This window comes from Cognatundibacterium aquatile (assembly GCF_014699135.1).
Lineage (GTDB): Bacteria > Pseudomonadota > Gammaproteobacteria > Burkholderiales > Burkholderiaceae_D > Undibacterium > Undibacterium aquatile.
Genome location: NZ_JACOFT010000004.1, coordinates 354,390 through 366,978, shown reverse-complemented (window position 1 = coordinate 366,978; position 12,589 = coordinate 354,390). Strand labels below are relative to the sequence as shown.

Below are 12,589 nucleotides of genomic sequence, written 5' to 3'. Positions count from 1 at the left end.
GATTTCGATGAGCTTGGTGCCCAAGCCATTGAGCAGTGCATACACCAGCACTACGTGAAACGCTATGACCAGCCCTATGCCCAGGAACTTCTTGCCCGGCTCTTGCTGGCGATCTGAAAAATCCATTAATACTCCTCCAACCCCACAAGGTCTACTATTGACTCACGTCAAAACGGTTCAAACAAAAACAATTATAAATACGCTATGCGGTCAGTAGTTTCCTACACAGAACGCACCGGTTTTTCTTAAGCAAAATAGAGACCAGAATTTCAATCCGTTATTCAGCTTTAACTACCGCAGCAACGACGATCAATTCTGCAATCGCAAATTCGCATTTAATCCAAGCGGATTACCGAGATCTGAATATATCCGAGCATCGGTTGCTCAAAACATTACACATTTACACGAATCAATTTATCAGACTGCGAAGTAAAAAAACCAACTTCGTGTAAATATTTTTGTCCAACGTAACTTGATGTAAATAAACTTATATTCTACAGAAAAATATGTAAATTTATCTGCCAAATTTTTCCGAAGGCGCATAAAACCATTTCTCGCCATCAACTGTCAATAGCTAGCAAATAGTATTCCACAGAAAAACAACAGCGATTATTCTGCCAAAAAAAGAAAAATAAAGGAAATGCATTAATTTGTGCCTTGCAGCATAAAATTAGTGCAAGGCTCTCCCTATGAAAAACTTTCACAGAATTATTCGCTACCGAATACTCAGGACTGAATAAAATTTACTTTCAATAGAAATATCGGCTGAAATCCCACAAAAGTTGCGCCAATTTTTCTTTGCTTTTTAATGCATGACAGCAAAAATTTTTTATTATCTGTCACTTAAACTGAGATCACTGCCTCTAAATGTGCAAAATCGCACCATTTAAGTGCAATCAAAAGCAATAAAAATTTTCTTCCTATCTCCTTATTTCCAGAAACTTAAGATAAGGTTACGACGCACTACTAAGAAATTCCTCCGCCTTTTCATCAGATTAACAAATGACTGCATCAGGTGGCCGGAATCAGTGCCACTGAGGTTGGTCATATCTGGAAGTTGGAGACATTGCTATATGAATTTTAAGTTCGCAAAAAACAAATATGCCGGGGTCATGCATCTGCTCGGATACAAACGGATGTGTGCCATCGGTAGTTTTCTCCTTATCGCGCTGTACTGCGAAATCAGTAACGCAACCCCGCCCAATAAAGACGCGGGTTTTGCCGATCCGACAAAAGTCTTAAGAACGATCTTTCCAGTTGCGGAAACCGGGTTCGATCCCGCTGCAACGCGCGACTTATATTCAAATACGATTAACGAAGTTGTCTTTGAACGCTTATTCAGCTACGACTATCTCGCCAGCCCAGCTAGAGTCGTTCCTGAGACTGCTGCAGAATTACCAGAAGTCTCTGCGGATGGAAAAAACTACACGATACGTCTCAAGAAAGGCATTTACTTCACCCCGGATGACGCGTTCAAAGGAAAAAAACGTGAACTGACGGTGGAAGATTATGTTTACTCTTTCAAGCGCTTAATGGATCCGAAAATCGCATCAAGCCACCGCTGGTTGCTGGAAGATAAGATTATTGGTCTGGATGCTTATGCCGCCAAAGCGAAAAAAACCGGGAAATTCGACTACGACGTCAAAATTCCGGGACTGGAAATCGTCGACAAGTACACCTTACGTATACATCTCAGCCGCCCTGATTTCAATTTACCGATGATTTTATCGTATGCCGCGATGTCGGCAGTCGCACGGGAAGTCATAGAAAAATATCAGGACTTACAGGGCTTGGCGATGGCGAATCCAGTCGGCACCGGCCCTTATAAGTTAACAGAGTGGGTACGTGGATCGAAAATGGTACTGGAAGCAAATCCGGACTATCGTCCCGTCTATTGGGATTATGCCGCCAGCGCAGATCCAGCGGATCAGCAAATTGTTAAGGCGATGAAAGGCAAGCGCATGCCGCAAATCGGCAAAGTCATCGTCAACGTCATCCTCGAAGATCAATCTCGCTTGCTAGCGTTTCAAAAAGACGAAGTCGACTTATTTCAGCTTTACGGCGGACTCGCCCCGCAAGTCATGAAAAACGGCAAGCTGAAACCGGAATTCGAAAAAAAGGGCGTGCAGCTCTCGCGCATTATCGATCCAGAGCTAACGATTTATTACTGGAATATGCAAGACCCTGTCTGGGGTGGCCTGAGTAAAGAAAAAGTCGCCCTGCGCCGTGCGGTGGCCATGGCGCATAAAGTCGAGGACGAAATCCGGATTGTCGATAACGGCGAAGCGGTTCCGCTTGAATTTCCCATCCCTCCCAGCGTAGTTGGACATGATCCAAAATACCGCAGCAGCATTCAATACAACCCGGCTGCGGCAAACGCGCTGCTTGATCAGTTCGGCTACAAGAAAGGAAAAGACAGCTACCGCACCCTGCCAGATGGTCAGCCACTGGAAATCACCTATACGGCGCAAACCGAATCACGCGGCAAATTACAAGCAGAAGTCTGGAAAAAAACTTACGACAGCGTCGGCATCCGTATGAAAGTGGATTTCCGTCCTTTTGCTGAAATTCTGAAAGCAGAAAAGCAATGCCAGTTGACACAACGTATTTCGCCGTGGATTGCCGATTATCCCGACGGCGACAATTTTATGCAGCTGTTTTACAGCAAGAATATTCATATGAATAACAATGGCTGCGTTGCGATTCCTGAATACGACAAACTGTATGAAGCATCGCAAAAATTGCCAGCAGGCGAAGAACGTGACGCGCTGTATCACAAAATGGCGCGGATAATGGAAGTCTATTCGGCGCAAAGAATCGGTTATGCGCGTTACCGCAATATGCTCTCGCAAGCGCGGGTCATCGGTTATAAAAAGCATCCTGTGATGCATGTCGAGTGGACCTACATCGACATCGATAAAAACAAGTAATGCATCACCTTTATCCGTTTTTCCGGGACATCTCATGACCGCTTATATTCTGCGCCGTTTGTGGCAAATGGCACCCACCATGCTGGGTGTGATCCTGCTGGTATTTTTCCTGTTTAACTGGGTCGGCGGCGACCCGGCCTACCTTCTGGCAGGCAAAATGTCTAACGTCGAACAAATCGCGAACATCCGCACCCAACTGGGCATAGACCAACCTTACTATGTTCAGCTTTGGATTTTTATCAAGCAAATTCTGACCTTTAATTTCGGCAATAGCTGGAGTACCGGTGAGGCGGTATCGTCGATTATCGGCAGCCGTCTCGGTCCTTCATTGACGGTGCTGATTCCACTGACGATCTTAGAAACACTGATCGCCATTGCGCTCGCGCTGGCCATTGCATTTAAACGCGGCTCGCTGACTGACCGTACAGTCATGATCGCGTGCACGGTAGGTATGTCCATCAGCATTCTGGTGTACATCATCGTCGGCCAGTACTTCTTCGCGTATCAGTTAAGCCTGTTTCCGGTACAAGGATGGGGCAACAGCTTCAGCGAAAATTTATTCAAATACTCCGCCCTGCCGATTCTGATTGCACTGGCGGTTGGTGTCGCACCGAATCTGCGCTTATTCCGCAGTTTTGTTCTCGACGAAGTGAATCAGGATTATGTACGTACCGCACGTGCCAAGGGCGTGCCAGAACGGCGTGTGAAATGGGTACACGTGCTGCGCAATGCCTCCATACCCATCATCACCCATGTGATGTCGAACTTACCTGCCCTGCTGATCGGTGCGTTTTTGATTGAACGCTTTTTCTCGATTCCTGGCATCGGCCGGGAAGTGATACTCGCAGTCGAACGCAGCGACTTTCCCGTCATCAAAGCAATTACGGTTTATGTCGCCGCAGCCACCATGATATTTAACTTACTGACTGATCTGCTGTACCAGGCGGTTGATCCACGCGTGCAGTTGAAATAAGGATCGCACATCATGACTATGCAACCACACACATCACCGGGATTATGGACACTCGCATGGCGTCGCTTGCGTGCCGACAAAATTGCCATGGTTTCACTGGCCATCGTCACGGCATTTTTGCTGATGCTCATTTTGTCAGCCAGCGGCATGATTGCCGCCGACTGGGAGCAGGAAACAGGCGTCAGTTACGCACCGCCACACTTTATCGGCGCGGATGCGCCACCAGAAAAAATGGATGCTGCTCAGTCAGCTCAGGCAAACACAGCAGAAAATCCGCTCGATCCTTTGAAAGATGTCTTGCGCGAATTGCGTCAGAAGACTTCCGGCCAAACTGAGTCACTGGATTTTTATGGCATCAGTGATCCGCTGGCAAAAGAGATGGCCGACATCAATACCGCACTGGCCAAGTCTGGCAAAGCCATCGTCGCAGAACGTGCAAGCACCCTCCCTTTTGGTGCCGACAAATGGGGGCATGACATTATCAAGAAAACGATTAAAGGCGCAGAAACCTCGATTGTGGTAGGTCTGGTTGCCGCAGTACTGGCAACATTACTGGGCACTTTATTCGGCGCATTTGCCGGTTATTTCGGCGGTCGCACCGATGATTTCTTTAACTGGTTTTACAGCATTTTCACGTCTATCCCTTACTTGCTGCTGGTACTTTCGGTTGCAGCCGTTTTGCAGCAAAAAGGCGTTTCCACCATCATCCTGATTCTGGCTTTCACCGGCTGGACTGGCCCTTTCCGACTGATGCGTGCCGAATACATGAAGCACAAAGCACGTGAATATGTTTGGGCCGCCGATGCCATCGGCGCAACCCATTTCCGTAAAATGTTCATCCATATTTTCCCGAATGTCAGCCACGTTGCGCTGGTACAAGTATCGATACTGGTGGTCGGTTTCATCAAATCAGAAGTGATACTGAGCTTTCTCGGCTTCGGCGTTCCTGTCGGCACCGTGTCGTGGGGCAGCATGCTCAATGAAGCCCAGAATGAACTGATCCTCGGCAAATGGTGGCAACTGGTAGCGGCGACCACCGCGATGGCGGTGCTGGTGACGGCATTTTCTATGTTCACCGATGCCCTGCGCGATGCCCTTGATCCTAAGCTGAAATAAGGAAACACGATGACTCACTCTACTTCGCCATTACTTCAGGTCGAGAATTTACGCGTTTCTTTTCGCATCAATAAAAAAGACAGTGTAGAAACCGTTAAAGGCGTGTCCTTCACGATTCCGCATAACGCTACAGTCGCATTGGTGGGCGAATCGGGCAGCGGCAAATCGGTCAGCTCACTGGCCGTAATGGGCTTGCTGCCACCGGACACGTCCAGCATTGCTTCTGACAGCAAAATTCTGTTTGAAGGCCGCAGCCTGCTGGAACTCAGCACAGAACAACGGCGCGAGCTGTGCGGCAAAGATATCTCCATGATTTTTCAGGAGCCGATGACGTCCCTGAATCCGGTCTTCACGGTCGGCTTTCAGATCGCCGAAGTCCTGCGCCTGCACATGGGCATGAATGCCAAGCAGGCGCGTGCCAGAGCGATTGCACTGCTGGAAGAAGTCGGCATTCCAGACCCGCACTCCAAAGTGGATGCGTATCCCAGCCAGATGTCGGGCGGTCAGCAACAACGCGTGATGATCGCAATGGCGATTGCCTGCGAGCCTAAATTACTGATCGCCGATGAACCGACCACCGCGCTGGATGTGACGATACAAAAGCAAATCATCGATCTGATTGATGCCCTGCGCGTGAAACACAAAATGTCGGTGCTGTTTATTACTCACGACCTGGCACTGGTCGGTGAAATTGCCGATCACGTCATCGTCATGCAGCATGGCGTCATCCGCGAGGCCGGAACTGTGCAACAGATTTTCGAGCAGCCGAAAGACACTTACACGCAGGCGCTGCTGCATTGCCGCCCGTCGCTTGATACCCGCCCGTGGCGCTTGCCCGTTATCGCCGATTTCATTCATCATCAAGGTGCCCTGCCCGCGCAGAATGAAAGACAGCGCGGCATTCGCGGCGATGAAGAAATCATCCTCGAAGTCAATAATCTGGGGAAAAGCTTTTTTACACGCGATGGCTTCTTCGGCAAAAAAGAATTCAAAGCGGTCGAGAATGTTTCCTTCAAACTCGCCCGTGGCAAAACGCTGGGCGTGGTCGGCGAATCCGGCTCGGGTAAAACCACGGTGGGCTTAACGCTGATGCGCCTGCATCAGGCCACCAGCGGACAAGCTATCTTTGACGGCAAAGATATTTTGTCGATGTCGGACAAAGCGTTTTTACCGTACAAGCGCCGGATCCAGATCATCTTCCAGAATCCTTACGCATCACTCAATCCACGTTTCACCATCGGCCAGATCCTGATGGAGCCTATGCTGATACACCAGATCGGTGCCAGCAATAATGAAAGAGTGGCGATGGCAATGCAGTTACTCGATAAGGTCGGCTTACCTGCTGCGGCCTTTCACCGCTATCCGCATGAGTTTTCCGGCGGCCAGCGCCAGCGGATTGCGATTGCGCGCTGCCTGACAATGAAACCGGAAGTGCTGATCTGCGACGAATCGGTATCAGCCCTCGATGTCTCGGTGCAGGCACAAGTGCTGAATCTGCTGCAGGATTTGCAGGAAGAATTCGGCTTATCTTATATCTTCATCTCGCATGATCTGGCGGTCGTTAAATACATCGCCGATCAGGTCATGGTAATGAATAAAGGCAAAGTGGTGGAACTGGCGAATTCGGATGAGCTTTATCTGCATCCGCAACAACCTTATACCCAAACTCTGTTGCAAGCGATACCGCGCGGGTTGCAAGCAGCGCATGTTAACGGCGGCATCTGAGCAGACGATGGAGTAATGGTGCCGGGCGAATCTGACCCGGCCCTCTGCAAATAATCTTTTTCGGGGAGTATGCTTAAAAACAGCTGAATAGTCCGAATAAACATTGGGCATTAAAAATATACTGGGGGGAGTATATTTAGAGTAAAAATACCAGTTGATCACGCTTATTTTTCTGTGCACATCAGCTGTGAAAAACGAAATCAAGGTATGCATGTTAGGCGAAGTTAAGCCAGTCTTTCGCAATAAAGAAGCATGGATACGGGATGTTGTGATCGCGATCAGAAACAAAGGCCGCCCGCCGGTGCAGCATTAAAACATCCGGGCTTGCACTTGTCTCCGACTGATCGTCCAACTGCCATCATTTGATTGAAAGTTAGTATTTGCCCGATTTGCGCGAAGCATCTACAATTCCGACCTGTTGTTGCCCCCCGCTACCCGGAAAGCAACGAAAACCGGCTTAATAAGAAGCTGGTGAAAGTAATCAGTAAAGGAAAATTTTTAAAAACCTGCTTGAAAGTAAAACAGGCTTTTAAAAATGACCGAAAACCACATCGTAATATTGATGCGGCCTTTCAAGGCATTTTCGGCTAACAGCCGCATCCGCATTACGACAATACCTGGAGTCAACATGGCATTTCTGCAAGGCAAAAAAATTCTGATCACCGGCTTACTGTCGAATCGCTCTATCGCTTACGGCATCGCACAGGCATGCAAACGCGAAGGTGCTGAACTCGCATTTACCTATGTCGGCGATCGTTTTAAAGACAGAATTACCGAATTCGCAGCAGAATTTGACAGCAAACTGATTTTCGATTGCGACGTCTCCAGCGACGAACAAATCGACGCTACCTTCAAAGATCTGGCACAGCATTGGGACCGTCTTGACGGTCTGGTTCATGCAATCGGCTTTGCCCCGCGCGAAGCGATTGCCGGTGAATTCCTCGACGGCTTTTCACGCGAAGCCTTCCGCATTGCGCATGACATCTCTGCCTACAGTTTCCCGGCTATGGCGAAAGCGGCCCTGCCTCTGTTGCGCGAAGATTCTGCCTTGCTGACGCTGTCTTACCTCGGCGCTATTCGTGCGATTCCGCATTACAACACGATGGGTCTGGCCAAAGCATCGCTGGAAGCATCTGTACGTTACCTCGCAGAAGACCTCGGCAAAAAAGGCATACGCGTCAATGGTATTTCTGCTGGTCCGATCAAAACACTGGCAGCATCTGGCATCAAAGACTTCGGTAAGCTGCTGGGCTTCGTGGCTGACCATGCACCACTGCGTCGCAATGTGACTATCGAAGATGTCGGCAATACCGCAGCATTCCTGTTGTCGAATCTGGCCAACGGCATCACCGGCGAAATCACTTATGTTGACGGTGGCTTCTCGCATGTGATGGGTCTGAATGCCGATTCTTACAACCATTAAGAAGCGCTACATACTGGCATTTAAAAAGGTGCACTGGCTGCACCTTTTTTATCGCCTGTTGTATTGTCGTATTGTCGTACGCCATCAATTTCAACAAGAATCTCGTGATCGTTTTGCAATCGATTACACTTGGACAAAATCAACGTAGCACCACCCTTCGTCATACGCCACGAATTCACTCAATACTATGCGCGCCGTTTTTCAGCTTCCCACAAAACTGACTCAGCAACTGATAGTCCTGATGATTTGTCTGATCGGCCTTGCCAGCAGCAATCATGTATGGGCAGAGAATGACGGATGCCATTCCGCATGGCCGGCCTGGTCGAATTTCAAACAAACATTTATCACCGCCGATGGTCGCGTAATCGATCACAGCGGCAGTATCAAACCGACTGTTTCCGAAGCCCAGGCTTATGCACTGTTCTTCGCTCTGATCGCCAATGACAGGGCAAGTTTTGACACACTCCTGCGCTGGACAGAAAACAATCTCGCCTACGGTGATCTGACCGCCCACCTACCCGCCTGGCAATGGGGCAAACGTGCCGATGAAACCTGGGGCATCATCGATAAAAATGCGGCATCCGACGCCGACTTATGGATCGCCTACACGCTTGGCCTGGCGGGCGATGCCTGGAATGAAAAGCGCTACACGGCGCTCTCAAAATTACTTGCGCAACGCATCCTGAACGAAGAAACGGCGGACATCCCCAAACTGGGCTTAACGCTGTTACCCGCGCCAACGGGATTTGCGCTAGCGGATAAGTCCTGGAAGCTCAATGCCAGTTACCTGCCGATTCAACTCTTGCGCTGGTTTGGCAGCACAGATAAAGATCCACGCTGGAAGCAACTGCTGGCCTCATCCATGCAGATCATTCTTGGTTCGTCACCAAAAGGGTATACCGCCGACTGGATATTGTTTCATCCCGAAAAAGGATTTACCGCTGATATCAACGGCGCAGAAAAAGGCGATGGCGGTTACAACGCCATCCGGGTGTACTTATGGGCGGGAATGATGAACGAGCACGACCCCGATCGCGCCACCTTAATCAAGGCATTGTCACCAATGGCAAAACTAACCGAGATGAAAGGCTATCCGCCGGAATTCGTCAACATCATGACTGGCGAAGTGAAAAGCCCGGGCTCATCCGGATTTTCTGCCGCACTGATACCCTTCCTGCAGGCCGGCAAAGCAAGTAAAGCGCTGCAACAGCAGGAATTGCGATTGGAAGCACAAGCCATCAAGGCCGATGCATATTACGATCAGGTCTTATCCTTATTTGCCCTCGGCTGGCGCGAAAAACGTTATGCATTTTCTGCAAAAGGAAAAGCGGAAATGGCCTGGCAGAAGATCTGCAAAAAAGTCAGATAAGCCGCCCGCACGCGATGAAACTTGCCCGTTCAGCTAAGACAGGTCGCTGCAATTGTTAAAAACTGGTGCTAATTTTCGTAAAATCATGTATCATTTCGTTTTTGCACTGCAATAAAACGCAGTAAAGAAAACTGTAGCATCGCAAGCCTGTGCATCTCCGTACCGGAGTTAGCATGTAAAAGCCCTCCCGCCCTGCATGTCTGGTTACACCAAAGACATCATCCTGGCGCAAAGCTTTTGTGCCGAAATCTCATTGTCGTCCGTTGTTGGATTCTCTGTGTTTATTTCGTTTGGTTGGCGCTGCATTTTTGCGCGCGTTAGTTTCTCATCGCGCTAAATTTTTACGAAAGTATTCCATGAGTTTTGAAGCACTAGGCCTCCACGCCAACCTGATCCGCGCCCTGACAGATTCCGGCTATACCAAGCCAACACCAGTACAGGAACAAGCCGTTCCCGCAGCGATCAATGGACGTGACCTGATGGTCTCTTCCCAGACCGGCTCCGGCAAAACTGCGGCATTCATGCTGCCAGCCTTGCATAAATTAATTTCCGCTGAAGTTGTTACTTACGACAACAGCAAAACACCAAATCAGGAACGTCAATCCGCCCGCTCACGTGGCGACCGTCCTCGTTTCGTCGCAGCAAAACCAAAAATGCTGGTATTGACTCCAACACGCGAACTCGCGTTGCAAGTCACAACCGCAACTGACAAATACAGCGCCTATTCACGCCGTATCAAAGCCGTATCGATTCTGGGTGGTATGCCTTACCCAAAACAGATGCAGTTGTTGTCGCGCAATCCTGAAATTCTGGTCGCGACTCCAGGTCGTCTGATCGACCATATGGATTCCGGCAAAATCGACTTCTCTGAATTGCAAATGCTGGTACTCGATGAAGCAGATCGTATGCTGGACATGGGCTTCATTGATGACATCGAAAAAATCGTTGCCGCGACACCAGCCACACGTCAAACCATGCTGTTCTCTGCGACGCTTGATGGCGTTGTCGGCAACATGGCAAAACGCATCACGACAGATCCTATGGTGATTCAGATTGCAGGCTCTGCCAGCAAACATGAAAACATCCAGCAAAAAGTTCACTTCGTGGATGATCTGTCCCATAAAAATCGTATGCTCGACCATTTGTTGCGCGACGAATCCATGGATCAGGCCGTAGTATTTACTGCGACTAAACGTGATGCAGATACGATTGCAGATCGCCTCAATATCGCTGGCTTTGCCGCTGCTGCACTGCATGGCGACATGCATCAGGGCGCGCGTAACCGCACACTGGACGGTTTGCGTCGTGGTCAGATCCGCGTATTGGTCGCAACTGATGTTGCTGCCCGTGGTATCGACGTACCAGGCATCACCCACGTATTCAATTACGACTTACCTAAATTTCCTGAAGATTACGTACACCGCATTGGCCGTACTGGTCGCGCAGGCCGTAAAGGTCTGGCAGTATCGCTGGTCAATCACGCAGAAGGTATGCATGTCAAACGCATCGAGCGCTTTACCAAACAATTGATCCCGGTCGATGTAATCGAAGGTTTTGAACCGAAGAAAACAGCATCTGCACCGCGCTCTGCCGCGCGCAAACCAGGTGGCTGGAAACCGGGCGACAACCGCAAACCAGGCGGTGGCGGCTTTGGTAACAACAAACCAGGTCAACGCTCATTCAGCAAACCAGCTGGTGCAGGCACAGGCGCTGCGCCACGTAAAGAAGGCAGCGGCGGCTATAAAGGCAATCGTTCCAGCGAAGGTGGCGCACGTCGTTCATTTGGCGACTATTAATCGCCTGCTGGCACGGAGCTGAACAACGGGTGGTGCGGCTTCATTCTGCTGCATAGTACGTCGATATAGCTTTTGCCAGATAAGCAATATCACAAAAAAGCGATCACTACGGTGGTCGCTTTTTTTATACTGGCGTCCCCGGCGTATAATCATCAGCTTGATGAACGCACTCTCCTGATGATCTATGACCACCAACATTGAACCTGCTGTTCGCCTGACATCGTTTTCCCATGGTGGCGGTTGTGGCTGCAAAATCGCTCCCGGCGTTCTCGCTGAAATTCTCAAAAAATCCAGTGGTTTTCCAGTGCCGCCCGCTTTAATGGTCGGCATAGAAACGGCCGATGATGCTGCGGTGTATAAACTCAATGACGAGCAGGCGTTGATCGCCACCACTGATTTTTTTATGCCCATCGTCGATGATCCATTCGATTTCGGCCGCATTGCCGCCACCAATGCTATTTCCGATGTCTATGCCATGGGTGGCACGCCCATCATGGCGCTGGCACTGGTAGGCATGCCGGTCAATCAACTGCCGCTTGATGTCATAGGAAAAATTATTCAGGGTGGAGAATCCATTTGCGCCGAAGCCGGCATTCCGATTGCAGGCGGCCATACGATAGATTCGGTTGAGCCGATTTATGGTCTGGTCGTCATGGGCCTGATACATCCATCAAAAGTGAAACGCAATGCGGATGCCAAAGCTGGCGACAAACTCATCCTTGGCAAACCTCTTGGCGTAGGCATCTTGTCTGCCGCGCTCAAAAAACAAGCGCTGGATGACGCAGGTTACGCCAGCATGATCAACAGCACGACCAAGCTGAATCGCCCGGGACAACAGCTATCCCAACTCGACGGCGTACACGCGATGACAGATGTCACCGGCTTCGGTCTGCTCGGGCATTTATTAGAAGTCTGCCGCGGCGCCAATGTCACTGCCAGACTCAGCATGCAGGACATTCCTTTGCTGGACAAAGTAGAGCAGCTCGCAACTGAGGGTTTTATCACTGGCGCCTCCGCCAGAAACTGGGCAGCCTACGGAAATAAGGTCAGACTGAATGCTGGCATCAGCGCTGCGCAACAGGCATTGCTGACCGATCCGCAGACCTCCGGCGGATTATTAGTTTCCTGTGATGCGTCAGCAACAGACGCTGTTTTAACGATTTTCCGTGAAGGTGGCTTCTTTGAAGCGGCCGTCATTGGTGATATTGTTGCAGGCTTACCTGCAGTTGAAGTTAACCCCTGATTTTTTTGAATAGC

The 12,589-nt window shown here is 49.7% G+C and carries 8 protein-coding genes; all 8 read left to right on the top strand.

All coding sequences use genetic code 11. The annotated features are described in order from the left end of the window. The first annotated feature begins 1,073 nt into the window (after nt 1–1,073). The 8 genes from H8K26_RS13280 (at nt 1,074) to selD (ending at nt 12,575) form a co-directional block, all read left to right on the top strand. Nucleotides 1,074–2,930: an ABC transporter substrate-binding protein gene (locus H8K26_RS13280; RefSeq protein ID WP_190480130.1), complete on the top strand. Its 1,857-nt coding sequence runs from the start codon at nt 1,074–1,076 to the stop codon at nt 2,928–2,930. Nucleotides 2,931–2,964: 34 nt separating this feature from the next. Continuing rightward, on the top strand, nt 2,965–3,903 hold the full coding sequence (locus H8K26_RS13275) for an ABC transporter permease (protein WP_190480127.1): 939 nt from the start codon (nt 2,965–2,967) through the stop codon (nt 3,901–3,903). Between the two features lie 12 nt (nt 3,904–3,915). Next, complete coding sequence (locus tag H8K26_RS13270) at nt 3,916–5,019, top strand: ABC transporter permease (RefSeq protein ID WP_190480125.1); 1,104 nt, start codon at nt 3,916–3,918, stop codon at nt 5,017–5,019. Between the two features lie 9 nt (nt 5,020–5,028). Continuing rightward, nucleotides 5,029–6,744 (top strand): ABC transporter ATP-binding protein, encoded by a 1,716-nt coding sequence (locus H8K26_RS13265; protein WP_190480122.1) that lies wholly within the window; start codon nt 5,029–5,031, stop codon nt 6,742–6,744. 628 nt (nt 6,745–7,372) lie between these two features. Continuing rightward, entirely contained in the window at nt 7,373–8,167 is a 795-nt protein-coding gene (gene fabI, locus H8K26_RS13260) for an enoyl-ACP reductase FabI (protein ID WP_186898057.1), read from the top strand. A gap of 187 nt (nt 8,168–8,354) precedes the next feature. Beyond that, nucleotides 8,355–9,536, top strand: a complete 1,182-nt coding sequence (gene bcsZ / locus H8K26_RS13255; RefSeq protein WP_223827016.1) for a cellulose synthase complex periplasmic endoglucanase BcsZ — start codon at nt 8,355–8,357, stop codon at nt 9,534–9,536. 356 nt (nt 9,537–9,892) lie between these two features. Next, entirely contained in the window at nt 9,893–11,332 is a 1,440-nt protein-coding gene (locus tag H8K26_RS13250) for a DEAD/DEAH box helicase (protein ID WP_190480120.1), read from the top strand. 184 nt (nt 11,333–11,516) lie between these two features. Further along, on the top strand, nt 11,517–12,575 hold the full coding sequence (gene selD / locus H8K26_RS13245) for a selenide, water dikinase SelD (RefSeq protein ID WP_190480118.1): 1,059 nt from the start codon (nt 11,517–11,519) through the stop codon (nt 12,573–12,575). Nucleotides 12,576–12,589: the final 14 nt, after the last annotated feature.

What these genes read in the sequence shown, in the direction of transcription:
- fabI (WP_186898057.1), top strand. Translation starts at nt 7,373, where the DNA reads ATGGCATTTCTGCAAGGCAAAAAAATTCTGATCACCGGCTTACTGTCG.
- H8K26_RS13265 (WP_190480122.1), top strand. Translation starts at nt 5,029, where the DNA reads ATGACTCACTCTACTTCGCCATTACTTCAGGTCGAGAATTTACGCGTT.
- H8K26_RS13275 (WP_190480127.1), top strand. Translation starts at nt 2,965, where the DNA reads ATGACCGCTTATATTCTGCGCCGTTTGTGGCAAATGGCACCCACCATG.
- selD (WP_190480118.1), top strand. Translation starts at nt 11,517, where the DNA reads ATGACCACCAACATTGAACCTGCTGTTCGCCTGACATCGTTTTCCCAT.
- H8K26_RS13270 (WP_190480125.1), top strand. Translation starts at nt 3,916, where the DNA reads ATGACTATGCAACCACACACATCACCGGGATTATGGACACTCGCATGG.
- H8K26_RS13280 (WP_190480130.1), top strand. Translation starts at nt 1,074, where the DNA reads ATGAATTTTAAGTTCGCAAAAAACAAATATGCCGGGGTCATGCATCTG.
- H8K26_RS13250 (WP_190480120.1), top strand. Translation starts at nt 9,893, where the DNA reads ATGAGTTTTGAAGCACTAGGCCTCCACGCCAACCTGATCCGCGCCCTG.
- bcsZ (WP_223827016.1), top strand. Translation starts at nt 8,355, where the DNA reads ATGCGCGCCGTTTTTCAGCTTCCCACAAAACTGACTCAGCAACTGATA.